Origin of the sequence: Streptomyces sp. DG1A-41 (genome assembly GCF_037055355.1) — a bacterium.
Lineage (GTDB): Bacteria > Actinomycetota > Actinomycetes > Streptomycetales > Streptomycetaceae > Streptomyces.
Window position 1 is genome coordinate 989,058 of the sequence record NZ_CP146350.1, and the last position, 24,576, is coordinate 1,013,633.

General features: G+C 71.3%; 18 protein-coding genes. 3 read left to right on the forward strand and 15 right to left on the reverse strand.

The window, feature by feature from the left end; genetic code table 11:
* Nucleotides 1–9: 9 nt before the first annotated feature.
* The 8 genes from V8690_RS04660 to solA (V8690_RS04695) all read right to left on the reverse strand — a co-directional run bounded on the left by V8690_RS04660 (nucleotide 10) and on the right by solA (V8690_RS04695) (nucleotide 8,761).
* Nucleotides 10–1,365, reverse strand: a complete 1,356-nt coding sequence (locus tag V8690_RS04660; RefSeq protein WP_338776034.1) for an aminotransferase class III-fold pyridoxal phosphate-dependent enzyme — start codon at nucleotides 1,363–1,365, stop codon at nucleotides 10–12.
* A complete protein-coding gene (locus V8690_RS04665) occupies nucleotides 1,362–2,228 on the reverse strand; it encodes an ABC transporter permease (protein ID WP_338776035.1) in 867 nt (288 codons plus the stop codon). The genes V8690_RS04660 and V8690_RS04665 overlap by 4 nt, the downstream gene beginning before the upstream one ends.
* Complete coding sequence (locus V8690_RS04670; RefSeq protein ID WP_338776036.1) at nucleotides 2,225–3,121, reverse strand: ABC transporter permease; 897 nt, start codon at nucleotides 3,119–3,121, stop codon at nucleotides 2,225–2,227. Before V8690_RS04670 ends, V8690_RS04665 begins: the two co-directional genes overlap by 4 nt.
* Nucleotides 3,122–3,124: 3 nt before the next feature.
* A complete protein-coding gene (locus tag V8690_RS04675; RefSeq protein ID WP_338776037.1) occupies nucleotides 3,125–4,264 on the reverse strand; it encodes an ABC transporter ATP-binding protein in 1,140 nt (379 codons plus the stop codon).
* Nucleotides 4,257–5,360: an ABC transporter substrate-binding protein gene (locus tag V8690_RS04680; RefSeq protein ID WP_338776038.1), complete on the reverse strand. Its 1,104-nt coding sequence runs from the start codon at nucleotides 5,358–5,360 to the stop codon at nucleotides 4,257–4,259. Before V8690_RS04680 ends, V8690_RS04675 begins: the two co-directional genes overlap by 8 nt.
* Before the next feature lie 82 nt (nucleotides 5,361–5,442).
* Entirely contained in the window at nucleotides 5,443–6,414 is a 972-nt protein-coding gene (locus V8690_RS04685; RefSeq protein WP_338776039.1) for a succinylglutamate desuccinylase/aspartoacylase family protein, read from the reverse strand.
* A gap of 12 nt (nucleotides 6,415–6,426) precedes the next feature.
* Nucleotides 6,427–7,563, reverse strand: coding sequence for an N-methyl-L-tryptophan oxidase (gene solA / locus V8690_RS04690; protein WP_338776041.1), 1,137 nt, complete (start codon nucleotides 7,561–7,563; stop codon nucleotides 6,427–6,429).
* 61 nt (nucleotides 7,564–7,624) lie between these two features.
* Nucleotides 7,625–8,761 carry an N-methyl-L-tryptophan oxidase gene (gene solA / locus V8690_RS04695; protein ID WP_338776042.1) on the reverse strand — a complete coding sequence of 379 codons (1,137 nt, stop codon included), beginning with the start codon at nucleotides 8,759–8,761 and terminating at the stop codon, nucleotides 7,625–7,627.
* 278 nt (nucleotides 8,762–9,039) lie between these two features.
* Here solA (V8690_RS04695) and V8690_RS04700 point away from each other — a divergent pair, with 278 nt between their 5' ends.
* Both V8690_RS04700 and V8690_RS04705 read left to right on the forward strand, forming a co-directional pair.
* The gene (locus V8690_RS04700) at nucleotides 9,040–9,786 is read left to right on the forward strand and encodes an IclR family transcriptional regulator (protein WP_338785252.1); all 747 of its coding nucleotides are present in this window, start codon (nucleotides 9,040–9,042) and stop codon (nucleotides 9,784–9,786) included.
* A 157-nt stretch (nucleotides 9,787–9,943) separates the two neighbouring features.
* The gene (locus V8690_RS04705) at nucleotides 9,944–10,690 is read left to right on the forward strand and encodes an IclR family transcriptional regulator (protein ID WP_338785253.1); all 747 of its coding nucleotides are present in this window, start codon (nucleotides 9,944–9,946) and stop codon (nucleotides 10,688–10,690) included.
* 66 nt (nucleotides 10,691–10,756) lie between these two features.
* Here V8690_RS04705 and V8690_RS04710 read toward each other — a convergent pair whose 3' ends face one another.
* The 7 genes from V8690_RS04710 to V8690_RS04740 all read right to left on the reverse strand — a co-directional run bounded on the left by V8690_RS04710 (nucleotide 10,757) and on the right by V8690_RS04740 (nucleotide 21,592).
* Nucleotides 10,757–12,163 carry an aminotransferase class V-fold PLP-dependent enzyme gene (locus V8690_RS04710; protein ID WP_338776043.1) on the reverse strand — a complete coding sequence of 469 codons (1,407 nt, stop codon included), beginning with the start codon at nucleotides 12,161–12,163 and terminating at the stop codon, nucleotides 10,757–10,759.
* The gene (locus V8690_RS04715; protein ID WP_338776044.1) at nucleotides 12,096–13,535 is read right to left on the reverse strand and encodes an NAD-dependent succinate-semialdehyde dehydrogenase; all 1,440 of its coding nucleotides are present in this window, start codon (nucleotides 13,533–13,535) and stop codon (nucleotides 12,096–12,098) included. The genes V8690_RS04710 and V8690_RS04715 overlap by 68 nt, the downstream gene beginning before the upstream one ends.
* Nucleotides 13,532–16,408 carry an FAD-binding and (Fe-S)-binding domain-containing protein gene (locus V8690_RS04720; protein ID WP_338776045.1) on the reverse strand — a complete coding sequence of 959 codons (2,877 nt, stop codon included), beginning with the start codon at nucleotides 16,406–16,408 and terminating at the stop codon, nucleotides 13,532–13,534. Before V8690_RS04720 ends, V8690_RS04715 begins: the two co-directional genes overlap by 4 nt.
* Nucleotides 16,405–17,673, reverse strand: a complete 1,269-nt coding sequence (locus V8690_RS04725; protein WP_338776046.1) for an aminotransferase class III-fold pyridoxal phosphate-dependent enzyme — start codon at nucleotides 17,671–17,673, stop codon at nucleotides 16,405–16,407. The genes V8690_RS04720 and V8690_RS04725 overlap by 4 nt, the downstream gene beginning before the upstream one ends.
* A 248-nt stretch (nucleotides 17,674–17,921) precedes the next feature.
* Entirely contained in the window at nucleotides 17,922–18,965 is a 1,044-nt protein-coding gene (locus tag V8690_RS04730; protein WP_338776047.1) for an ABC transporter ATP-binding protein, read from the reverse strand.
* Nucleotides 18,962–20,428 carry an iron ABC transporter permease gene (locus V8690_RS04735; RefSeq protein ID WP_338776048.1) on the reverse strand — a complete coding sequence of 489 codons (1,467 nt, stop codon included), beginning with the start codon at nucleotides 20,426–20,428 and terminating at the stop codon, nucleotides 18,962–18,964. The genes V8690_RS04730 and V8690_RS04735 overlap by 4 nt, the downstream gene beginning before the upstream one ends.
* A gap of 117 nt (nucleotides 20,429–20,545) precedes the next feature.
* Nucleotides 20,546–21,592 carry an iron ABC transporter substrate-binding protein gene (locus V8690_RS04740; RefSeq protein ID WP_338776049.1) on the reverse strand — a complete coding sequence of 349 codons (1,047 nt, stop codon included), beginning with the start codon at nucleotides 21,590–21,592 and terminating at the stop codon, nucleotides 20,546–20,548.
* Between the two features lie 187 nt (nucleotides 21,593–21,779).
* On the opposite strand from V8690_RS04740, the gene V8690_RS04745 reads away from it, so the two are divergent.
* Entirely contained in the window at nucleotides 21,780–24,563 is a 2,784-nt protein-coding gene (locus tag V8690_RS04745) for an AMP-binding protein (protein WP_338776050.1), read from the forward strand.
* Nucleotides 24,564–24,576 lie beyond the last annotated feature (13 nt).

Below are 24,576 nucleotides of genomic sequence, written 5' to 3' on the forward strand. Positions count from 1 at the left end.
AAAGGTGGATCACAGGCGGGCGGAGGCCTCGTCGAGGGTGTCCGCGATGATGTCGGCGATACGGTCCAGCAGTGCGAGGTCGCTGATCAGCGGGGGCGCGATCTGCACCAGCGGGGCGGCACGGTTGTAGACGCGGGCGAGCAGCCCGGCCTCGCGCAGCCGGCGCGGGATCAGATCGGCGACCAGCGCCGCGCGGGCGGTGTCGCTGAAGCCGCCGTCGTCGAGGTCGCCGACGAGTTCGAGGGCGTAGAAGTATCCGGCGCCGCGGACGTCACCCACGATCGGCAGCTCGCCCAGGGACGCCATGCGCTGGGCGAGGTGGCCCTGGTGGCCGCGGACGTTCTCCAGGATCCGGTCCCGCTCCATGATCTCCAGGCTGCGCAGGGCGATGGCCGCGCTCAGCGGGTGACCGCTGAAGGTGTAACCGTGGTTGAGGACCTCGCCGGGCTGGTTGATCACCTCGGCGACGCGGTCCGAGACCAGGGTCGCGCCCATCGGGGCGTAGCCGGCGGTGATGCCCTTGGCGACGGTGACGATGTCCGGGCGGGCGCCGTAGCACTCACCGCCGAACCACTCGCCGAGCCGGCCGAAGGCGGTGATGACCTCGTCGGCGACCAGCAGGAAGCCGTACCGGTCGGCCAGCGCCCGCAGGCCCTGCCAGTAGCCCTCCGGCGGGGTGATGCAGCCGCCCCGGTTCTGCACCGGTTCGGCGATGAGCATGGCGACGCTCTCCGGTCCCGCGGCGAGAACCGTGGCCTCCACGTCGGCGAGCAGGTACGCGGTGAAGGCCGCCTCGTCGAGGGGCTGTTCCAGGGCGGTCCGGTTGGTGTTGGCGACGAAGTGGGTCTCCACGGCGGGCGGCCCGTACGGCTCGGTGAGGCCGGGGTCGTCCGTGAAGGACAGCGCCCCGAGGGTGAGCCCGTGGTAGGCGCCGCGCCGGGCGATCGCCTTGGTCCGGCCCGCCTCGCCGCACAGGGTGTGGTACCTGCGGGCGATCTTCCAGGCGGTCTCCACGGCCTCGGCGCCGCCGCCGCTGAAGAAGACGTGCTCGATGCCGTCGGGGGCCAGGGCGGCGAGACGCTCCGCGAGAGCCAGGCCGGTGGGGTGCGCGGAATCCGACCACAGGGGGCTGTAGCAGAGTTCGCGCAGTTGCTTCTGGGCCGCTTCGGCGATCTCGTCGGCGTAGGAGTAGCCGATCTGGCAGCAGTACAGCCCGGACAGGCCGTCGATGTAGCGGTTGCCGGCCGCGTCGTCGACGTAGGGGCCCTCGCCGTGGCGCACGACGAAGAGGTCCTTGCCGGGCTTCGGGAGCGATCCGTTGGCGGTCATGTTCAGCAGCAGGTGCCGCTGAGCGGTGGCGGTCATACGGCCTCACCTCCGGGGGCGGCGATCCCTGCCGTGTTCTCGACCGACAGCAGGGAGTCCTGCCGTCCCGAGCCGAGCCAGCGCACCAGGGCCACCAGGACGAGGGCGAGGACCGCGAAGGCGATCAGGATCGCGCTGATCGCGGTCACGCTGGGGTCGATGTCGAAGGTCAGGGAGTTGTAGATCTGCACCGGCAGGGTGACGGTGTCGACCGAGGACAGGAACTGGGAGATGTAGAACTCGTCGAAACTGGTGATGAAGGAGAAGATCGCCGCCGCGATCATGCCGGGCGCGGCCAGGGGGAAGGTGATCCGCCGGGCGATCGTCAGACGGCCGGCGCCCATGCTGGCGGCGGCGTCCTCCAGCCGTTCGTCGATCCCGCGCAGGGTCGCCACCAGGATCAGCACCGCGATCGGCGAAGCCAGCACGGTGTGCCCGAGGGCGATGGCGAGGGGGCTGCCCAGCATCGCGGCCGGTTCGAAGAGCAGGAACAGGCCCAGGGCGGTGACGATCTGCGGGATGAGCAACGGCCCGAGGACCAAAGCGTAAACCGCGGAGCGCAGCGGGAGTTCGCTTCTGGTCAGGGCGGTCGCCGCGGTCACGCCGATGATCAGCGAGAAGACGGTGCTCAGGCAGGCGACGAAGGCGCTCAGCGACAGGGCGGCCGGCCACTTGCTGCCGTCGGCGAACAGCGACGTGTACCAGTTGAGCGTCCAGGCGTCGGGCGGGAACGCGGCGAAGGCGTTGTCGCTGAAGGAGGTGACGAGGATGACGACGATCGGCAGTGCCAGGAAAAGCAGGATCACGGTGGCGACCGCGGTCAGGGTGATCCGCCCGGCGAGGGTGCTGCGCAGCTCCATCATGACGCGCTCCTCTTCTTCCGGCTCGCGCCGAGCGAGGTGATGAGCTTGACCAGCAGCAGTCCGGCGAAGGTGAGCAGCAGCAGGATGACGCCCTCGGCGGCGGCGCCGTTCCACTGGTTCTGTTTCATCACCTGCTGGTTGATGAGGGAGGCGATCATCGTCTGCTGCGGGCCGCCCATCAGGGCCGGGGTGATGTAGTAGCCCAGCGAGAGGATGAAGCTCAGCAGTCCGGCACTGGCAAGGCCGGGAGCGACCAAGGGCAGGTAGACCCGGCGGAAGATCGTCACGCGGCCCGCGCCCATACTGGCCGCGGCGGCGAGCAGCCTCCTGTCCACGCCGCGCATCACGCCGTACAGCAGCAGCACGGTGTAGGGCAGCATCACCGAGGTGGTGCCGATGACCACGCCGATCTCGTTGTAGAGCAGCTGGTACGGCGCCCCGGGGAACCACAGGTCGGCCATGCCCTGGTTCACCAGGCCCTTGTCACCGAGCAGGATGATCCAGCCGTAGGTGCGCACCAGGGCGCTGATGAAGTGCGGGACGACCACGATCAGCATGGCCACGCCGGCCCACAGGGGCTTCAGCCGGGAGATCGCGTTGGCCAGAACGAACCCGAAGACGAGGCTGAACAGTGCCGTCTCCGCGGAGATCCGCAACGTCGTGAACAGCACGGAGAGGTTGACGCCGGTCAGCGCGTCGACGTACCAGTGCAGGGTGAGTGATCCGTCGGTGTTCTTCAGGCTGAGGAAGAGCGTGCTGAGGATCGGGTAGACGAACAGCACCAGCAGATAGACGACGACCGGCAGCGCGTAGAGGATGCCGACCCTTGTTCTGCGGGAGGCCAGCAGCTTGCGCGGACGGGCGGGGGCGTTGGCGGTCAGGGTGGCGGCCATGGCTCACCCGCCCTGTTCGACGGGGAAGAGGTTGACGTCCTCGGCGTCGACGGTGATGCCGACCCGCTCGCCGGTGACGGGCCCGCGGCCGGCCGGTACTTCGAGGCGCAGCAGCGGCGCGTCCCCACCGTCGATGCGTACGCCGGCGCGGACCAGGGTGCCGACGTACGTGGCGGTCTCGACCGTGCCGGTACAGAAACCGTCGTCCGGGGCGCAGGCCCGCAGTCGGCCCGGCTGGACGGCGACCTTGACCTGGGTGCCGGAGGCGAGGTCGTGGCGTCGTGCCGTCAGCAGGCCGCCGGACTGGTCGAGGCGGACCACGGTGTGTTCATCGGTGTTCTGCAGCACGCGGCCGGGCAGGAAGTTCGCCGCACCGAGGAAGTCCGCGACGAACGGGGTCCTGGGGCGCTCGAACAACTCGCGGGGGGTGTCGAACTGCTCGATCAGGCCGTTGCGCATCACCGCGATCCGGTCCGACAGGACCAGTGCTTCCTCCTGATCGTGTGTCACGTAGATGACAGTCAGGCCGAGTTCCTGCTGGATGGCCTTGATCTCGACCTGGAGCTGGTCGCGGAGCTTCTTGTCCAGGGCACCGAGCGGCTCGTCCATGAGGATGACCGGCGGCCGGTAGACCAGCGCCCGGCACAGGGCTACACGCTGCTGCTGGCCACCGGACAGCTCCCGGGGACGACGGCCGCCGAACCCGGACAGGCCCGCGATCTCCAGGGTCTCCCCCACTCGCCGTCGGATCTCGTCCTTCCGCACCCCGCGCAGGGTGAGCGGGAAGGCGACGTTCTCGCTGACCGTCATGTGCGGGAAGAGCAGGTACTGCTGGAAGACGAAGCCGAGGTTGCGCTTCTGCGGAGCGAGCCGGGTGACGTCGCGGTCTCCGACGGTGATGGTGCCGGAGTCGGGTTCGCAGAAGCCCGCGATCATCATCAGGGTCGTGGTCTTGCCCGATCCGGAGGCGCCGAGGAAGGTGACGAACTCCCCGGCGGCGATCTCCATGGACGCCTCGTCGACGGCGACGACGTCCCCGTACGTCTTGCGCAGGGCCACCACCGACAGCGGTTTGCCGGTCGCGGTGGGCAGCTTGCCACCGGCCACCTCGACGGACGGTGTGACTACACCGAATTCAGCCACGAGCCCACTCCAACCAGCGCTTGGTGACGGTCGCTTCGTTCTTGATCCACCAGTCGATGTCCGCGTCGAAGCCCTTGTCGTAGTACTGCGGCGCGCCGGCGAGAGCGTTGCGCTCCTCCTCGGTGAGCTTCTCGTAGGCCACCGGGGAAGACGGGTTCGACGGGAAGGCCTTGGCCAGAGCGGCCTGGACCTCGGGACGCAGCGAGTAGTCCATGAGCTGGTAGGCGGCGTCCACATGGGCCGCTCCCTTGGCGATGCCGTAGCCCTGGAACTGACGGCGCATGCCGTTGAGCTGCCGCGCGACGGGGACGCCCTGCTTCTGCAGATCGGCGATCCGGCCGTCCCAGACGGTGGACATCGTCACCTCCTGGCGGCTGAGGAGCACACCGGGGAGCGGGCCGCTGTCCCAGAACTTCTTGATGTCGGACCGGAGCCGGGTCAGGACCTTGAAGGCGCGGTCCAGGTCGAGCGGGTACAGCTTGTCCATCGGGACGCCGTCGGCCAGCAGCGCGAACTCCAGCTCGGGCAGGTCGGCGTCCGGGTTGCACATCGAGCGGCTGCCCTTGAACGCCTTGGTGTCCCAGAAGTCCGCCCACGACTCCGGCTTGCGGCCGCCGAAGGCGTCGGTGCGGTACGCCATGCACTGGCCGTAGAAACTGTTGCCCACGGCATGGTCGGTGATCTGGTTCTGAGGGATCTTGGCGCTCTTCAGGCTCTTGATCCGGTCGGTGTCCAGCCGCTCCAGTGCGTCCTGGGCCGCGAACTTGATGTGGTCCATCATCGAGTTGTTGATGAGGTCGAACTGGGGGCGGCCCTGCTTGATCTGGGCCAGCATCTGGGTGCCCTGGAGGTTGACGACCTGGACGTTGATGCCGGTCACCCGGGTGAACGGCGTGTAGATCGCCTTCTGGAGGGCCTCCCCGAAGGTGCCGCCGCTGTCGCGGACGACCACCGACTTGCCGCCGCCCTTGGCGCTGCCGGACGAGGCCCGGCTGGTGCCGGTACCGCAGGCAGCGAGGGAGGGCACGGCGGCGAGGGCGGCCAGGCCGCCTGCTCCCCGCAGGAGCGCTCTGCGGCCGATCATGGGATCACTCATGACAAATCTCCTGAAATGGCGCGTGGGGACCAGCTGTTCGAGGTGAGCGGTGGTTCGAGGGACGGTCTGTGGGCGGTGCCGGTCAGTCGTGCGGCACCGCGATGGCGGCGAGTTCGGCGCCGGGGGCGACGGTGAGCCCGTTCATGCCGTAGAGGATCTGTCCGGTGGCGGTGGCGGTGACCTTGTGTTCGCTGCCGTCGGCCGGATCGATGACGCGGCCGACGGGCTGACCCGCGGTCACCTCGTCACCGGTCGCGGCGTCCGGGTACCACAGGCCGGTGGCCGGTGAGACGACGGAGCCGGTCCAGACCCATTCGCGCGGCGGCGCGGTCACCGGTGCGACGTGCTGCGGCGCATCGATGACGCCGAGGTGGTGCAGCAGCCGGTACAGGCCGTCGAGCAGGGCCCGGGCCTGGGCGGGGTCGCGTTCGCCGAGCTGGCCGGTCTCGATGAGGATGGCGGGGATGCCCTGCCGGGCGGCCGCTGCGTGGCTGTTGCCGCCTTCGGCGTTGCGGCCGAACAGTACTCGTTCGTAGCCGACGGCGTGGGCCATGGCCCGCGTCCTGGCGTCCAGTTCCCCGTCGGAGGTCAGACGGTAACCGACGAAGTCCAGCAGGGTCTCGTCGATGCCGCCGCTGTGCAGGTCCACGTAGGCGTCGGCACCGGAGATGACGTGCTCGAAGAGCCAGGCCGCCAGCCGCTCGGTGGGCCCTGCGGCGGGGTCGCCGGGAAAGACGCGGTTGATGTTGACGTCGTCCAGCGGGGACTTGCCCAGGCGGCCGTCGTACACGGCCGGCGGGTTGGCCACGGGGCAGATCACCACCTGGCCGGTGACGTCGTCCGGCTCCAGGAACCCGGCCAGGCGGGTGGCCGCGTCGATGCCGACGAACTCGCCGCCGTGGACGCCGCCGGTGATGACGACCCGGGGTCCGGGGCGGGAGCCGTTGACGAGGACGAGGGGGATCTCGACGGTCGTGAGTCCGAGGTCCACGGGGATCACCCCGCGGGTCTTGCGGCCCGGCTCGGCCCGCAGCGGGCCTACGGTGAGTGTCATGTCGTTCCTCATTCAGGCGGTGGTGCGGCCGAGCGTGCTGATGAAGTCGATCGGCTGGGAGGTGCGGCCTTCCAGGGCGAGGTCCGCGGCGATGTCGCCCATGGCGGGCGAGAGTTTGAAGCCCTGGCCGGAGAAGCCGGCCAGCAGGATGATGTCGTCGCAGTCCGGAAGGGGGCCGACCAGCGGGCGGGTGCTGCCGGTGTAGCCCTCCATGTAGGCGCAGACGCGGACCGGGTCGGGGTTCAGACCGGGCAGGTGGCGCCGCACGATCTCGCTGAACATCTCCATTTCCTCCGGCGCGACGGTCCTCTCCAGCCGGTTCGGGTCGTCCACGGGCCGGTGGTGGGCCTGGGACACGCCGAGCTTGACGGAGAGGCCGTCCGGGGACGGGATGCCGTAGAAGGGGACCGGGCCGCCCCGGCGGATGAAGGCGGGGCGCTCCTCGCCGGCCCGGTGGTCCTCGTGGGGCAGGAACCAGGCGCTGATCGCACGATGAACGGCCACCTCCCACGGCAGGTCGGGCAGCAGATCGCCCACCCAGGGTCCCGGCGTGACCACCGCGGCGTCGAAGCGCTCGGTGTCGCTGTCCGTGCGGATCTCCACGCCTCCCCCTGCGGCGGGACGAACGCCGCGCACGGGGGTGTAGCGGCGGATCCTCGCACCCAGTTCCTCGGCGCGGCGGGCCGCGGTCTGAACCGTCAGCTCCGGGCGGACGAACCCCGCATGCGGGTCGAGGACCGCCAGGTCACCGTCGTCGACGCGGAATTGGGGGAAACGTTTCGCCAGTGCCTCGGCGTCGATGACCTCGTGGTCGAGGCCGTGCTCCGAGACGACGTCCAGGACGGTGCGTATCTCGGGGTCGTCCGCCGGCCCCATGAACAGGCATCCGGTGAGCCGCCGCAGTTCGCGGCCGGTCTCCGTCTGGAGCTGCTTCCAGAGGGCGTCGGCGTGCCGCACGAGCGGCACGTACCGGCCGTCGTCGGTCTGCACACTGCGGAAGACCCGGGTCTCACCGCCGGCGGCGCTGCGGTCGTGGCCGGGGGCGAAGCGGTCGTAGGCGACGACCTCGGCTCCGCGGGCCGCCAGCCGCCAGGCGGCCTGGCTGCCGACCGTGCCGGTGCCGACGACCGCGACGCGTTTCCTCGCCATGTGGTTCTCCTTGCCGGATGTGCCGGACGTGCCGGTGTGCCGGATGGTGGTCGGGGCCGGTTCAGGCCGTGGTGCGGCCGACGGTGGACACGAAGTCGATGGGCTGGGAGGAGGTGCCGTCCAGCGCCAGGTCGGCGGCGATGTCGCCGAAGGCGGGTGAGAGTTTGAAGCCGTGGCCGGAGAAGCCCGCGAGCAGGACGACGTTGTCGGCGCCGGGCAGCGGGCCGATCAGCGGGCGGCTGCTCTCGGTGTAGCCCTCCATGTAGACGGCCAGGCGGGTCGGGTCCGGGTGCAGGTCCGGCAGGTGGCGGCGGATCTGCTCGGTGAAGATGTCCAGCTCCTCCGGCTGGACGGTGCGGTCCAGCGCGTTGGGGTCACCGGCGGGCTTGTGCAGCGCGCGCGACAGGCCGAGCTTGACGGAGACGCCGTCCGGTGAGGGCAGTCCGTAGCAGTGCGTGGGGGTCGTGCGGATGAACGCGGGGCGCTCCTCACCGAACCAGGCGTCGGTGGTGGGGACGTACCAGGCGCTGATCAGGCGGCGGATGTCCACCTCCCACGGCAGGTCGGGAAGCAGATCGTTCACCCAGGGGCCGACGGTGACGACGACCGCGTCGAAGCGCTCGCTGCCGGCGTCGGTGCGTACCTCCACCCCGCCGCCGGCCGGGGTGATCTCGCGCACCGGCGTGTAGCGCTCGATGCGGGCGCCCAGCTGCTCGGCGCGCCGGGCCGCGGTCTGGACGGTCAGCTCGGGCCGGATGAATCCGGCACGGCGGTCGAGCACGGCCGCGTCGCCGTCCTCCAGCCGGAACTGCGGGAAGCGCTTGGCCATGACCTCGGCGTCGAGCACCTCGTGGTCGAGGCCGTGCTCGGCGATGGACTCCAGGACCGTGGCCATCTGCTGGTGCTCGGTGGACCCCATCAGCAGGCATCCGGTCAGGCGGCGCAGCTCGCGGCCGGTCTCCTGCTGGAGCTGCCCCCACAGGGTGTCGGCGTGCTTGAGGAGCGGGACGTACCGGGAGTCCTCGAAGTGCGCGCTGCGGAAGATGCGGGTCTCGCCGCCGGCGGCGCTGCGGTCGTGGCCGGGGGCGAAGCGGTCGTAGGCGACGACCTCCGCGCCACGGGCCGCGAGGCGCCAGGCGGCCTGGCTGCCCATGGTTCCCACGCCGACGACGGCGACTCGCTTCCTGGCAGCTGACACGGGGCTGTCCTTTCGTATCGCCGGGGCGCATGCTGAGCCCCTGCGTGAGGCTGTTCGATTCGAGGTGGTTTCGGGAGGCGGGGGCGGGTCCTTCGGGGGACCTCGGCTCACGAACGCCCTGTCTCGGAGTTCCGGCTGCGTCCTCGGGATCTTCCGAGTCGTGCCACATCGTGGAACGCTGTGCTAGTATCTGGCACAGAGAATGACAGTGGCTCCCAGGGGAGTCAAGAGGTGTCCACGAGAGATTCTGAGGATTAACAGGGGGAAACCGGATGGAAATGAAGAGCGTCACCAGGTCGCTGCGCATCCTGGAGGCAGTCGCCCAGCATCAGCCGGTCACCGTGGGGGAACTGACGAAGCTCTTCGGCCTGCCCAAGTCGACCATGCAGCGCACCCTGGTCACGCTGGCCGAGGCCGGCTGGCTGCGGGCCAACCGCAAGGACACCACCCGCTGGGAGATCGGCGCCCGCGTCCTGGCCGTACGGCCCGCCGCGCTCCAGGGGTCCAGCCTGTTCGCCGCGGCGCGCGAGCCCATGGTCCGCCTGAGGGACACGGTGAACGAGACGATCCACCTGTCGGTGCCGGACGCCCTGCAGTGCATGGTCGTCGTCGACCGCGTGGACTGCAGTCACGCCGTACGGACGTTCCACACCGTCGGCGACACCTCGCCCCTGCACGCCACCGCGACCGGGCGCGCCGTCCTGGCCCACCTGCCGAAGCAGGACGTCGAGGAGCTCATCGCGCAGGGGCTGGAGCGCTACAGCGACACGACGCCCACCGACCCGGATGAACTGCGCGCCGAGCTGGACCGGATCCGCATCGACGGATACGCGGTCAACCGCAACCAGTACCGGCCGGACGTCTGCGCGATCGCCGCGCCCGTCCTCGACGAGGAGGGCACACCACTGGCCACCGTGGCCATCTCCATGCCCGACTCGCGCTACGACGCGGACCGGCTGCCCGAGTGGGGCCGCCTGGTCGCCGACGCCGCCGCGGAGATCACGGGGCGCCGCCTGGGCGCCTGACCGGGCACCGGCGGAGGGCCGGCCCCCGCGCAAGGGGCGGCCCTTTTCCTGTGTGCGTGCCGTATTGTGGAACGCCATGCTATAATCCGGCACGATCACGCCTGCGGCTCCAGGAGCGAGTCAAAGGGTTGAGACCGACGACGGGGCCCCGATGGAAATGAAGAGCGTGACCAGGTCGCTGCGCATCCTGGAGGCGGTCGCCCACCACCAGCCCGTGACGGTGGGCGAGTTGACCAAGCTCTTCGGCCTGCCCAAGTCGACGGTGCAGCGCACGCTGGTCAGCCTGAACGAGGCGGGATGGCTGCGGGCGAACCGCCAGGACACCACCCGCTGGGAGATCGGCGCCCGGGTTCTCGCCGTACGTCCGGCGGCGCTTCAGGGCTCCAGTCTCTTCGCGGCGGCGAGGGAGCCCATGATCCGGCTGCGGGACGCGCTGAACGAGACGATCCACCTGTCGGTGCCGGACGCGTTGCAGTGCATGGTCGTCGTCGACCGGGTGGACTGCGCTCACGCGGTGCGGACGTACTACGCGATCGGCGACACCTCTCCCCTGCACGCCACCGCCACCGGGCGCGCGATCCTGGCCCATCTGCCGCCCGCCGACGTCGACGAACTGGTCGCCCAGAGGCTGGAGCGCTACAGCGACGCGACGACGGTCGACCCGGCCGAGCTGCGCGCCGAGCTGAAGCGGGTGCGCACGGACGGCTACGCCGTCAACCGCAACCAGTACCGCCCCGATGTCTGCGCGATCGCCGCACCCGTCCTCGACGAGAACGGCACACCGCTCGCCTCCGTGGCCGTCTCCATGCCCGACTCCCGCTACGACGCCGACCGGCTGCCCGATTGGGGCCGCCTGGTCGCCGACACGGCGTCCGGCATCGGCGACCGCCGACTGGGTGCGTGACAGCCCGGCACGCATGACAGCGCCCCCTGCTGCCGACGGCCGGCAGGGGCGTGACGCGTTCGCGCGTCAGGAGCGGCCCGCGCTCTGCTTGTCCACCACTTCCGCGAGAGGGTCCACGAAGCGGTCGAGCTCGCTCTCGCGCATGTAGATGTGGGGCGACACGCGCAGGCCGCTCAGGTGCCGTACCTCCCGGTACTGCACATGCACCTGGTGTGCGTCACGGAGCTCCTGTTCCACCGCCCTGGCGTCCAGGCCGTCGACGGAGAAGAGACTCACCGCGCCCAGGGACTCCGTGTCCAGAGGCGTGTGCAGCCTGAACCCGGGGATCGCGGCGGCGCGCTCCACCCAGTACCGGGTCAGCTCCCGTACGCGCGCGTGGACGGCCCGGGCCCCGATCTCCCGGTGGAAGCGCGCCGCCGGCAGGATGCCGGCCTGCAGGGCCGAGTTGTACGTGCCGAGGTTCCAGTGGTCGAACTTGTCGACGCGCAGCGGCGGCGGATCGAAGGGGGCCAGCAGGGGCCACGTACGGTCGATGACTTGCTCCCTGACGACCAGCATGCCGTTGCCCACCGGCGCGCCCATCCACTTGTGCAGACTGGTGACGAAGAAGTCGCAATCCAGGTCACGGAAGCTCACCGGCATCTGCGCGAAGGTCTGGGCGCCGTCCACCACGGTGAGCGTCCCGTGGTCCTTCGCCAGCCGGCACAGCCGCTTCGCCGGCACGACCCGTCCCGTCCAGTGGGACATGTGGGTGATCTGAAGGACACGGGTGCGCGGTGTCAGGACCGCCGCGTACGCCGCGAAGATCTCGTCGTCGCTGTCCATGAGGTCGTAGTCGGCGGTGACGACCTCGATGCCCTCGCGTTCCTGCCGCTGGAACCAGGCGGCGCGCACGCTCGGGTAGTCCCAGTGCGAGACCACGACCGGGTCGCCGGCGGCCAGCGGGATACCGAAGATCGCCGTGCACAGGCCCTCGGTGGAGTTCCGGTTCAGCGCGATCTCGCCGGGGTCGCAGTCGATCAGCTCGGCGAGTTCCGCCTTGGCCTCGGGGAGCGCCAGGTCGAGGTTGCTCCACATGTTGCGGTCGGGGTTCCGGTTGACCAGCCGGTAGGCGTCGATCGTCGTCTGCTCGACGACCAGGGGCGGCGGGCTGACTCGGCGTTGTTCAGGTTGAGCAGGGGCTGCTGCTCCGGGTAAGCCGCGCGGACGTGCTTCCAGAAGTCGTCCTGGCCCGGGGTGTCGTGGGGCCGCCGGTGCGCCGGACGTGTCGGCCGTGTGCCCCGTGCCCGGCCGGGGGGGGAGGCCGGGCACGGGGCGGCCCGCGAGCGGCCCTGGGGGAACGGGCCGGGTACGCGGGGCTTCCCGCGCGGTGCGCGACGGGGCGTGTGTCAGGACAGGAACGCCGTCATCGCACGGGCACCGCGACGTACTGGTACTCCAGGAACTCGTCGATCCCGACCCGGCCGCCCTCACGGCCGAGGCCGGACTGCTTGACCCCGCCGAACGGCGCGGCCGGGTTGGAGACGAGGCCGGTGTTCAGGCCCACCATGCCCACCTCCAGACCCTCGCTGACGCGCAGCCCGCGGTCCAGCCCCTGGGTGAAGACGTAACCGACCAGACCCCAGGGCGTGTCGTTGGCGCGGCGCAGGACTTCCTCCTCGTCGTCGAAGGTGAGGATCGCCGCGACGGGGCCGAAGATCTCCGTGTCCATCAGGCGGCTCTCGGGGGAGACATCCGTGAGCACGGTCGGCGGGTAGAAGCAGCCCGGGCCTTCCGGCGTACGGCCGCCGACGAGCACCCGGGCGCCGCGCTCGACGGCGTCGGCGACCAGCTCCGCGACCTTGGCGCGTCCGGTGGCGTCGATCAGCGGGCCGACGTCGACACCGTCCCGGGTGCCGGGGCCCACCACGAGCGCGCCCATCCGCTCGGCGAGCCGCCGTCCGAACTCCTCCGCCACCGACCGGTGCACGAAGAAGCGGTTGGCGGCCGTGCAGGCCTCGCCCATGTTGCGCATCTTGGCGACCATCGCGCCGTCCACGGCCACGTCGAGATCGGCGTCGTCGAAGACGATGAACGGCGCGTTGCCGCCCAGCTCCATCGACGTCCGGACGACGGTGTCGGCGCACTGGGCGAGCAGGAGCCGGCCGACGGCCGTGGAGCCGGTGAAGGACAGCTTGCGGATCCGGCCGCCGCGCAGGAGCGGTTCGCAGACCTCTCCGGCGCGGGAGGTGGTGACGACGTTCAGCACGCCGTCCGGCAGGCCGGCCTCCTTGAGGATGCCGGCCAGCGCGAGGCTGGACAGCGGGGTCTGCGGGGCCGGCTTGAGGATCATCGTGCAGCCCGCCGCGATCGCCGGGCCGATCTTGCGGGTGCCCATGGCCAGCGGGAAGTTCCACGGCGTGATCAGCAGGCAGGGACCGACCGGGCGGCGGGAGAGCAGCATGCGGTTGCGGCCGTCGGGCAACGTGCCGCAGCCGCCGTCGATGCGGACGGCCTCCTCGGAGAACCAGCGGAAGAACTCGGCGGCGTACGCCACCTCTCCCCTGGCCTCGGCGAGCGGCTTGCCCATCTCGGACGTCATCAGGTGGGCGAGCTCGTCCGTGCGCTCGAGGATGAGCTCGTAGGCGCGGCGCAGGATCTCGCTGCGGGCCCGGGGCGCGGTACGTGCCCACTCGGCCTGGGCCTGGACGGCGGCCTCCTCGGCGAGCCGTGCATCCTTGGGGCCCGCGTCGGCGACGTGGCAGAGGATCTCGCCGGTCGCGGGGTCGTCGACGGGCATGGTGGCGCCGTCCGCGGCGTCCACCCAGGCACCGCCGATGAACAACTGGGTCAGTACCTCGGTCATGATGTCTCTCCTGTGTGATCGGCGGCGGGGTCGAGGAGTTCCGCGAGGTGCAGGGCGCGGATGTCCCGTTCACCGGCGAGGTGGTCGATCTGGGTGGCGCAGCTGAAGCCGTCGGCCACGACGGTGCGTCCGTCGAGGTTGTCGATGCGGGGTTTGAGGGCCAGATCGGCGACGGCCATGGAGGTGTCGTAGTGCTCCGCCTCGAAGCCGAAGTTCCCGGCGAGTCCGCAGCAGCCCTCGGCCTCGTCGACGCTGCGTACGCCGAGGCGGCGCAGCAGGTCGGCGGGGCGGCGGCCCTTGAAGGTGGCGTACTCGTGGCAGTGGGTCTGAAGGACGACGCTCTCGGGCAGCGGCGGCGGGCTCCAGTCCTGGTCGGCCAGGTCTGCCAGGGCCCCGGTGAAGGTGTGGACGCGGCTCGCTACGCGCTGGGCGGCCTCGGTGCCGAGCAGTTCGGGGACGTCACGCTGCAAGGCGGCGGCGCAGCTCGGCTCGGCGACGATGATCGGCCGGTCGTCACCGCCGTCGAGCGCGGCGACCGTGCGGGCCATGATCTTGCGGGCGACGTTCAGCTGTCCGGTGCTGACCCAGGTCAGCCCGCAGCACAGTCCGTCCTGCGGCGCGCAGGAGACGCCGGCGTCGGCGAGCACACGGCTCGCGGCTCCCGCGACCTCGGGACGGAAGGCGCGGGTGAAGCTGTCGACGAAGAGCACGGCCTTCGCCGGCTCGGCGGTTCTGGCGGCGCGCAGGGTCTTGCGCAGGGTGCGGCGCGAGGCGAAGGCGGGGATGGTGCGCTTCGTCGTGACGCCGCCGAGACGGGCGAGCACCCGCCCGACCGGCCCGCGCAGCAGTGCGTTGATCGGCCGGGCGGCGTAACCGGCCAGGGCGGAGGTCTTGGGCAGCCAGCCGAGTGAGTAGTGGGAGCGGGGGCGCAGGCGGCCCTTGTAGTGCTGGTGGAGGAACTCGGCCTTGTACGTGGCCATGTCGACGCCGACCGGGCAGTCACTGGAGCAGGCCTTGCACGACAGGCACAGATCGAGGGCGTCCTTGACCTCGGTCGAGCGCCAGCCGTCGGCGACGGCCTCGCCGCGCACCATCTCCTGGAGCATGCGGGCCCGGCCGCGGGTGGAGTCGTTCTCCTCGCCCGTGGCCCGGTAGCTCGGGCACATCACGCCGCCGGAGTCGCTGCGGCAGCGTCCCACACCGACGCAGCGGCGTACCGCGCCCGCGAAGCCGTCCTCGTCGTGCGGGAAGCCGAACGTAGTCTCCAGCAGCGGGAGTTCACGCAGCGCGAGGTCAGCGTCCAAGGGCGCTGGATCGACGATCACGCCGGGGTTGAGCAGCCCCTCGGGGTCGAAGGTCTTCTTGAACGCGGCGAATGCGGCGATCATGAGGTGGCTGTACATGACCTCGAGCAGTTCGCTGCGCGCCCGCCCGTCACCGTGCTCACCCGACAGCGTGCCGCCGTGCCCGACGACCAGCGCGGCCGCCTCGGTCAGGAAACGGCGCATGACCGCCCGCCCGGCCTCGGTGGCCAGGTCGAAGTCGATGCGTACGTGGACGCAACCCGCGCCGAAGTGCCCGTAGAGCACACCGGTCAGGTCGTGGGTGGTCAGCAGTTTGCGGAAGTCGCGCAGGTAGGCGGCCAGGTTCTCGGGCGCGACGGCCGCGTCCTCCCAACCGGGCCAGGACTCCCCGCCGTCCACGAGCCGGGCGGCCAGCCCGGCCCCGTCCTCACGCACCCGCCACAGCGACCGCCGCTCGGCCGGGCTCTCCACGACCCGGCCGCCGGTCATCCGACCCCGGGCCTTGAGAGCCTCAAGCAGTTCAGCGGCGCGGGCGTTCACCGCAGCCTGGTCGTCGCCTTCGAGTTCGACGTACAGCCAGGCCCGCCCCTCGGGCAGCCCGGTCACCGAATCCGCACCACGGCGGGTGCGCATGGTTGCCACGATCGCCTCGTCCATGCCCTCCACCGCGCTGGGCGACCAGCGCAGGATCTCCGGCACGTCCTCGGCCGCCTCGACCACGTCCTCGTAGCCGAGCGTCAGCAGCGTGGAAGCCTGTGCGGTCGCCACCAGGCGGACCGTCGCGGCGGTGACGACCGCACAGGTGCCCTCGGTGCCCACCAGAGCACGGACCAGGTCGAAGCCGTTCTCGGGCAGCAGGTGATGCAGCTGGAAGCCGGAGACCTGACGGGGGATCCGGCCCAGCTCGGTGCGGATCAGTGCCAGGTTGTCCGCGACCAGCCGCCTGAGGTCGGATTCGAGCCGGGCGACGCGCCGCACAGCATCCGCGTCGCCCGGCTCGGCGGCCCGCAGCCCGGAGTGGTCGGCGACGGCCCGCACGCCGTCGACCGTCACGATCTCCAGGGCCTCGACGTGGCCGCTGGTCCGCCCGTCGCGCACCGACCGGTTGCCGCACGCGTCGTTGCCGATCATGCCACCGAGGGTGCAGCGGCTGTGCGAGGACGGATCCGGGCCGAAGTCCAACCCGTGCAGGGCGGTCGCGCCGCGCAGCGCGTCGAGGACGACACCGGCCTCGACGCGTGCGGTGCGGGTCGCCGGGTCGATGTCCAGGATCCGGTTCATGTACCGGGAGAGGTCCAGGACGACTCCGAGCCCGACGGCGTTGCCGGCCATGCTGGTGCCGCCGCCCCGGGCGGTGACGGGGACGCCCGTCTCGCGGCAGGCCCGCAGCACCGCGACCACGTCGTCGGCGGTGCGCGGATAGGCCACGGCCCGGGGCAGCACACGGTAGTTGGAGGCGTCGTAGGCGTAGGGGCCCGTCGCCCCCCGGCCGGTCTCCACCCGCAAACCGGGCGCGATCTCGGCGATACGGGCCGTGAGACCCGCCAGGTCGCGGGTGGCGGTGCTCATCGGTCCGCCGCTCCCGAAGTGCCGGCCTCGACGGCGTTCGCCCAGGCCTGGAGGCCCTCGTCGACGCCCGCCTCGTCGATCACGAGGGCGGGGATCATGCGGACCACCTGGTTCCACGCGCCGCACAGCAGCAGGAGCAGGCCCTCGTCGACGGCGGCCCGCTGCACACGGGCGGCGGTCTCCGGGTCGGGGCTGCCGTCCTCGGTGACGAACTCGGTGGCGAGCATGAGGCCGAGGCCGCGGACGTCGCCGATGCCCGGAGTCCGGTCGGCCACCGCCTCCAGGCCCTGGCGCAGCCGCTTGCCCATCGCCTCGGCGTTCTCCACGAGCTTCTCGTCGCGAACGACGTCGAGGGTGGCGCAGGCGGCGGCACAGGCGACGGCGTTGGCGCCGTACGTGCCGCCCTGCGATCCGGGCCAGGCCTTGGTCATCAGTTCCTCGGAGGCGGCGATGCCGGAGATCGGGAAGCCGCTGGCCAGGCCCTTGGCGGTGACGAGGATGTCCGGGGTGACGCCGAAGTGGTCGTGTCCCCAGAAGCGTCCGGTGCGGCCGACGCCGGTCTGGACCTCGTCGTGGATCAGCAGGAAGCCGTGCCGGTCCGCCCGCTCCCGCAGACCTTCCATGAAGGCGCGGTTCGCGGGCACGTACCCGCCCTCGCCGAGCACCGGCTCGACGATGATCGCGGCCGTGTCCGCGGGCGAGGAGATCGTCTGGAGGGTGTAGTCGAGTTCCTTCAGCGCGAAGCGGGTGGCGGTCTCCTCGTCCCAGCCGTAGCGGAAGGCCGTCGGGAAGGGCGTGACGACCACACCGCTCATCAGCGGGGAGAAACCGGACCGGAAGCGGATTCCGGAGGTGGTCATGGAGGCGGCGGCGACCGTACGGCCGTGGAAACCGCCGTGGCAGACGATGACGTTGGGCCGGCCGGTGGCCTGCCGGGCCAGCCGCAGCGCCGCCTCGACGGCCTCGCTGCCGGAGTTGGTGAAGAACAGGCTGTCGAGGCCGGCCGGCAGCACCTCGCCCAGCTTGTCGACGAGGCGGCGCAACGGCTGGTGCATGACTGTCGTGTACTGGCCGTGGATCAGCGTGCCCACCTGCTCCTGCGCCGCCGCCACGACCTTGGGGTGGCAGTGCCCGGTGCTGGTGACGCCGATGCCGGCGGTGAAGTCGAGGTAGCGGCGGCCGTCCTCACCGAAGAGGTGGACGCCCTCGCCCCGGGCCGCCACCACGGGCGTGGCCTGGCGAAGGTGCGGCGACAGTGCGGTCATGTTCGTCTCCCGGCCTGGGTCGTCGGACTGCTGCGGTCTCCTGAGCATCTCGACGACTCCAGGCAGCGCCAATGCGTGATCTGTCCGGCCGGGGCGCGGTATCCGGACGTTGTGTCAACCGCTCCGTTCCTCCAGGTGGTGCGCCTGGCATCAGAGCACACGTTCCGCCTTTCCCGCGTGCTTGCGTCACGGCACGGACCAAGCCGTACGACACGGAGCAAGCCCAGGGAACCCGCACGCGGAATCGCCTACGGGTGGAAGCCCGCCTCGCCCTCGACGCGGACGCCCGTCTCCTCCCCGGGGCGGACCGGAAGCGGTCCCACCACGCGGATGCCGATGGGGGTGTCGTGACCTTCGACGGCCACCGTGACCATGGCGTCGTGGCCGTAGTACGAGACATCGGTGACCGTCCCTCTGACCGCGCCCTCGGAGTCCGCGTCGGTGAGGCGGAGCTGTTCCGGACGGAGCAGGACCGTGCCGGCGCGCAGGCCGCCGGGCGGGGCGGCGAGGGGCACCGTACCCAGGGCGGTCCGGGCCGTGCTGCCGACGTCGACAGTGCCGGGGAGCAGGACGGCGTCGCCGACGAAGCCGGCGACCCAGGGATCCGCCGGACGTCGGTAGAGGTCCTGCGCGGTGGCGCACTGGGCGACCCGGCCGTCCCGTACGACGGCGACGAGGTCGCCGGTGGACAGGGCCTCCTGCTGGTCGTGGGTGACCAGCACGGCCGTGGCGCCGGTCGCCCGCAGCGCTGACCGTACGTCCGCCCGCACCCCTGCCCGCAGTGCGCTGTCGAGGGCGTTGAACGGCTCGTCGAGCAGGATGAGTTGGGGTCGCGGCGCCAGGGCGCGGGCCAGGGCGACACGCTGTTGCTGGCCGCCGGACAGCTCGTGCGGCATGCGGTCGCCGTAGCCGGTGAGGCCGACCAGTTCGAGCATCTCGTCCGTGATGCGCCGCCGTTCGGAACGGTCGGCGCCGGTCAGGCCGAAGGCGACGTTGCGGGCCACGCTCAGGTGCGGGAAGAGGGCGCCCTCCTGGGGCACGATGCCGATACGGCGGCGCTCCGGCGGGACGTGGACGCCGGGCCCGTTCAGGAGGCGGTCGCCGAGTCGGACGGTGCCCGCGTCGGCGCGCAGAAACCCGGCGACGACCCGCAGCAGGGTGGTCTTGCCGCAGCCGGAAGGGCCGAGAACCGCCGCCAACGCGCCTGCGGGAACGGTGAGTTCGAGTCCGCGCAGGATCGGCTCCCCGGCTCCGTAGGACTTGGTGAGTCCTACGACGTGCAGTTCGTTCATGTCCGGTGCCTGCCTAGGAGGTAGGAGGGGACGGCGGCCAGCAGGATCAGCGCGGCGGCGTACGGGGCGGCTGCCGCGAAGGAGCCGGCGCCGGTCTCGGTCCACAGCCGGGTGGCGAGGGTGTCCATGCCGGTGGGGCGCAACAACAGGGTCGCGGGGAGTTCCTTCATGCAGACCACGAAGGTGAGCGCGGCCCCGGCTGCCACTCCGGGCGCCGCCAGCGGCACGGTGACCTCGCGCAGCACCTGCCACGGCCGTCGCCCGAGTGAGCGGGCCAGGTCCTCCAGGACGGGCTGTGCCTGGAGCACGGCCGCGCGGGTGGCGGCCACCGCGACCGGCAGGAACAGCACGGCGTAGGCGCAGACCAGCAGCGGGAGTCGCTGGTAGAGCGGGTACGCGTAGCGCACGGCGAAGAAGACCAGGGCGAGCGCGACCGTGATGCCGGGCAGCGCGTGTCCCGCGTACGCCGCCTGCTCCAGCAGACGCGCGCCGCGGCCCCGGTGCCGGGCGGCGATCACACCGACGGGCAGGGCGAGGACCGTGGTGAGGCCGGCGCCCGCCGCCGCGACCCCGAACGTCGCCGAGGCCGTCTCCGCGAGCCCGCCGAGGTCCCAGCCGGCCGAGCTGCCGACGGCCAGCCAGTACCCGAGGGTGCCCAGCGGGAAGGCGACGGCCACGGCCGTCACCGCCCCGCACCACAGCAGGGCGATCGGCCGCCACCGGCCGAGGGCGACCGGCAGAGCCGGGCGGGCGGTGCCCGCGCCGGTCCTGGCGTGCCCGGCGCGTCCGCGCGTGCGGGCCTCGGCGGCCACCAGGACGATGGTCATCACGACCAGCACCACGCTGAGGGCGGCGGCGGGGGTCCGGTCGAAGGAGGCGCGGTACGAGGTGTGGATGGCCCGGGTGAAGGTGTCGTACCGCATCAGGGACACCGCGCCGAAGTCGGAGAGCACGTACAGCGCGACGAGCAGCGCCCCGCCGGCGGCCGCGGGCCGCAGTTGCGGGAGCGTGACTCTGAGGAATGTCCGCAGCGGCCCGTGCCCGAGGGAGCGTGCGGCCTCCTCCTGTGCCGGGTCGATGCCCCGCAGCGCGGCGGCGACCGGCAGATGGACGTACGGGAAGCTGACCAGTGTCAGGGCGAGGGCGGCGCCGCCGAACCCGGCGAGGCCCGGCTCGGCCGACAGCCAGGCGAACGCGGCGACGTAGCTGGGCACGGCCAGCGGCAGCGTGGCCAGCACCGACCAGGCGCGGGCCCCGGGCAGTGCGGTGCGCACGGTCAGCCAGGCCAGCGAGATCCCCAGCACGAGGCAAGCCGCCACGACCACGACGGTCAGGCCGAGGCTGCGGCCGAGGAGGTCCAGGGTGCGTTCGTCGGAGACGACGTCCCAGGCGAAGACCGTTCCGCGTTCCAGGGCGCGGACGGCGAGGTAGGCAAGGGGCAGCAGGGCGAACAGGGCGGCCACGCAGGCGGGGACGAGCAGGATCAGGGGTGGTCTGCGGTCGGCCGTACGCCCTGTTCGTGCTTTACGGGATGGCGTACGCGTCTTTGTGGGAGGGGACGGCGATGCGGGCACGGCGGGTCAGACCAGTCCGACGTCCTGGAGCATGACCAGCGTCTCCTGGAGGGACTCCAGCTTGCCGAGGTCGATGTCGGGGGACTCGAGCGACTCGAACGGCGGCAGGTCCTCCACGGCGCTGGTGACGCCCGCGGCCAGCGGGTACTCCTTGGTGTGGTCCGCGAAGTAGGTCTGCGCCTCCTTGGACAGCAGGTAGTCCACCGCCTTCTGGGCGGTCTCGCTCTGCCCGCTGTCCTCGAGGACGCCGGCGCCGGCGACGTTGACGAGCGCGCCTGGGTCCTTGCCGGGCAGGAAGTGCAGCCTGGAGTTGACCTTGTCCTCGCCCTTCTCGGCGACCCGCTCGTACCAGTAGTAGTGGTTGACCAGGCCGAGGGAGACCTCGCCGGCCTCGACGGCGTCCAGGGTGGCGAGGTTGTGGGCGTAGGTCTTGGCGCCGTTCGCCTTGAGGTTTTCGAGCCACTCGCGGGTGGCGTCGTCACCCTTCAGGACGCGCATACCGGTGACGAAGGCCTGGAAGGAGGCGTTGGTCGGCGCGAAACCGACCTTGCCCTTCCACTCCGGCTTGACCACGTCGAAGACACTGTCCGGGACCTCGGCGTCGTCGACCTGGTCCGGGTTGTACGCGATGACACGGACGCGCCCCGAGAGGCCGACCCAGTCACCAGCGGCGCCGCGGTATGCCTCGTCGACCTTGTCGAGGGTGGCCGTGGGCAGCTTCTCCAGCATGCCCTCCCTGGACAGGGCGCCCAGAGCTCCGGCGTCCTGGGAGAAGAACAGCCCGGCCTTGGTGCGGTCGCCCTCCTCCAGGATCTGGGCGGCGAGCTCCGCGCTGTCGCCGTAGCGGACCTCGACCTCGGTGCCGACGGCCTTCTCCAACTTGTCCAGAAGTGGCTTGACCAGCTTCTCGTTGCGGCCGGAGTAGATGACGAGGGAGGAGCTCCCGCCCTCGCCCCCGCTGTCCTTGTCGCCGGAGCCGCACGCCGCGAGGGCGGGGAGCAGCAAAGCGGCCGCGACCAGCGCGGTCATCCGGCGAACCGAGGGGCGTCGCATGGTGTGTGCCTTCCTGCGGGGCTCGCCTGTGTGCCACCGCCGGTCGCGTCGGTGGAAAGCGGGGGCGAAGCGGAACCTGTGATTTTTCTGTGGCTTGATTATGGCCCTGTCATGAATAAGGTAAGCATTACCTAAACGTCAAGGGTTCTGTGCTGAAGCGGACGTTGCCGCGGAAAGGGCGCACCCCGTGCTCCACCCCTCCAAGCCCCTCCCGGCTCCGTCCCCCGTGCGTCTGCTGCCCGCGCAGCCCGTGCGGCCTGCGCGGCCTGCGCGGCCGAACGGCGTGTCCTTCGCGCGCGAACTCGCGGCCTACGGCGACCGCGTCGCACTCATCACGCCGGAGGGAGAGCTGTCGTACCGCGAGCTGGCCGAGCGGGTCGCCGAGACCGCCGAACGCCTGGGGCCCGTTCGGCGGCTGGTGCTGCTGGCCGGGGCCAACCGCGCCGACGCGCTCGTCACGTATCTTGCCGCCCTCTCCGCCGGACATCCCCTCCTGCTCGTCCCCGGCGACAGCGAGAGCACGATCCGCTCGCTGACACAGGCGTACGCCCCCGACGTCGTGGCCCGACCGGAGGCCGACGGAACATGGACTCTGACCGAAAATCACCGCTTCAGCGTCCACACCCTGCACCCGGGCCTCGCCCTGTTGCTGAGCACCTCCGGCTCCACCGGCTCACCCAAGCTGGTGCGGCTCTCCCACGAGAACCTCCAGGCCAACGCCGAGTCCATCGCCACGTACCTCGGCATCGACGACTCCGACCGGGCGGCCACCACCCTGCCCATGCACTACTGCTACGGCCTGTCCGTCATCCACAGCCATCTGCTGCGCGGCGCCGGGCTGATCCTCACCGAGCGGTCGGTTTCCGAGGCGGCCTTCTGGGAGGAGTTCCGGGCCGGGGGTGGCACCTCGCTGGCGGGCGTGCCGTACACCTTCGATCTGCTCGACCGGATCGGCTTCGAGCACATGGAGCTGCCGCATCTGCGCCGCGTCACCCAGGCAGGGGGCAGACTCGCTCCCGAACGCGTCGTCAGGTACGCCGAGTTGGGGCGCCGCTCGGGCTGGCAGCTGTTCGTGATGTACGGCCAGACCGAGGCCACGGCCCGCATGGCCTACCTCCCGCCGCAGCTCGCCGCGGAGCGCCCCGAGGCCGTCGGTGTACCGATACCCGGCGGCTCGTTCCGGCTGCTGCCGGCCGACGGCCACGGTCCGGACGTAGGCGAACTGCTCTACTCGGGGCCGAACGTGATGCTCGGTTACGCCGAGAGCCCGGCCGACCTCGCCCTCGGCCGGACCGTGGAAGAACTGCGCACCGGGGACCTGGCCCGGCGCGCGCCCGACGGGCTGTACGAGATCGTGGGCCGCCGCAGCCGCTTCGCGAAGATCCTGGGGCTGCGGATCGACCCGCAGCGCGTCGAGTCGCTGCTGGAGGAGCACGGGGTCACGGCGTACTGCGCGGGTGACGGGGAGGCGCTCGCGGTGGCCGCGCTCGGGCACGCCGGTGAGCAGGCAAGGATCCGGCGGCTGGTCGCGCAGGAGTGCGGGCTCCCGTCCCGCGCGGTACGGGTCCGCGTCCTCGACCGGCTCCCCCGCCTGGCCACGGGCAAGCCCGACTACGCGGCGGTACGGCGCTTGACGCGCCCCGCTCGGGAGGCAGCACCCGGCCCCGGTCAGGATCTCCTCCGCCTCTACGCGGAGATCCTCGACCACGCCGACGTCACCGAGGACAGCAGCTTCGTCAGCCTGGGCGGTGACTCGCTGTGCTACGTCGAGATGTCGTTGCGCCTGGAGGAGTCCCTGGGCCACCTCCCTGCCGACTGGCACCGGAGAACGATCCGCGAGCTGCGAGCCACGGCGGCGCCCGCGCCGGAGCCAACGGGAGGGCAGCAGGAGCGGCCTGAGCCCCGGCGGGCCCGCCCGGCGCCCGGACTGCGCAGGGCGCTGCGCTCCTGGTCCGCCCCGGAGTCCTGGCGGACCCGCCGCACTCTGGAGACCGGCATCGCCCTGCGCGCCGTCGGGATCGTCCTCATCGTCGGCTCACATGTCCAAATCTTCGAGATCAAGGGCTTCGCCCACATCCTCATCTGTGTCGCCGGCTACAACTTCGCCCGCTTCCAGCTGACCGGCGCCGAACGCCGCGAGCGCTTGCGGCACATGGGGCGCAGCATCGCCCGCATCGCGGTACCGAGCATGGTGTGGATCACCGGCGCGGTGCTCCTGACCGACTTCTACGATCCGGCCAACGCCGTGCTGCTCAACAGCCTGCTCGACCAGGGGGACGACCGCTTCGACTGGGCGTACTGGTTCGTGGAGGCCCTGGTCTACTTCCTCGTCGTCCTCGCCGCCCTGATGGCCGTACCGCTGCTGGACCGGCTGGAGCGGCGGTACGCGTTCGGCCTGCCGCTGGCCCTCACGGCCGTCGCCCTGGTCGGCCGCTACGACCTGCCGGGCCTGGCGTCCGCCCGTCCCCAGCTGAGCCCCACGGTGGTCTTCTGGCTGTTCGCCCTGGGGTGGGCTGCGGCGCGAGCCGAAACCGTACGTCAACGAGCGCTGCTGACGGCGTTGCTGCTGCTCACCTTGCCCGGCCTGTTCCAGGACCAGCCCCTGCGCACGGCCGTCGTGCTCGTCAGCCTGGCGCTGCTGATCTGGGTACCGGCCCTGCCCAGCCTCAGCCCGCTCAACGCACTCGCGGGCGTCCTGGCGAGCAGCTCCCTCTACATCTACCTGACGCACTACCAGGTCTATCCCTACCTACAGGAGGACTTCCCGCTCACCGCCCTGTTCGCCTCTCTCGTTGTCGGCGTCGGCTACGCGGTGGTCGTGACCCGGGTGACGCGGACCGTTCCGTGGCTCGGGGCTCCTCGCCTCCGAAAGACACGCCAGAGCGGGCGCAGGTCCCCGGCTCACTCGTCGGTACGAGCTACCGGCACGAGCTGCCACGACGGCAGCCGCCTCCCGTCCGTCGCCCCGTGAACACACCCGTCGG

Excerpts from the sequence above, each read along its gene's own strand:
- V8690_RS04700 (WP_338785252.1), top strand. The coding sequence starts at position 9,040 with ATGAAGAGCGTCACCAGGTCGCTGCGCATCCTGGAGGCAGTCGCCCAG.
- V8690_RS04725 (WP_338776046.1), bottom strand. The coding sequence starts at position 17,673 with ATGACCGCACTGTCGCCGCACCTTCGCCAGGCCACGCCCGTGGTGGCG.
- V8690_RS04685 (WP_338776039.1), bottom strand. The coding sequence starts at position 6,414 with ATGACACTCACCGTAGGCCCGCTGCGGGCCGAGCCGGGCCGCAAGACC.
- V8690_RS04720 (WP_338776045.1), bottom strand. The coding sequence starts at position 16,408 with ATGAGCACCGCCACCCGCGACCTGGCGGGTCTCACGGCCCGTATCGCC.
- V8690_RS04740 (WP_338776049.1), bottom strand. The coding sequence starts at position 21,592 with ATGCGACGCCCCTCGGTTCGCCGGATGACCGCGCTGGTCGCGGCCGCT.
- V8690_RS04670 (WP_338776036.1), bottom strand. The coding sequence starts at position 3,121 with ATGGCCGCCACCCTGACCGCCAACGCCCCCGCCCGTCCGCGCAAGCTG.
- V8690_RS04660 (WP_338776034.1), bottom strand. The coding sequence starts at position 1,365 with ATGACCGCCACCGCTCAGCGGCACCTGCTGCTGAACATGACCGCCAAC.
- solA (WP_338776041.1), bottom strand. The coding sequence starts at position 7,563 with ATGGCGAGGAAACGCGTCGCGGTCGTCGGCACCGGCACGGTCGGCAGC.
- V8690_RS04665 (WP_338776035.1), bottom strand. The coding sequence starts at position 2,228 with ATGATGGAGCTGCGCAGCACCCTCGCCGGGCGGATCACCCTGACCGCG.
- V8690_RS04680 (WP_338776038.1), bottom strand. The coding sequence starts at position 5,360 with ATGAGTGATCCCATGATCGGCCGCAGAGCGCTCCTGCGGGGAGCAGGC.
- V8690_RS04715 (WP_338776044.1), bottom strand. The coding sequence starts at position 13,535 with ATGACCGAGGTACTGACCCAGTTGTTCATCGGCGGTGCCTGGGTGGAC.
- V8690_RS04730 (WP_338776047.1), bottom strand. The coding sequence starts at position 18,965 with ATGAACGAACTGCACGTCGTAGGACTCACCAAGTCCTACGGAGCCGGG.
- V8690_RS04705 (WP_338785253.1), top strand. The coding sequence starts at position 9,944 with ATGAAGAGCGTGACCAGGTCGCTGCGCATCCTGGAGGCGGTCGCCCAC.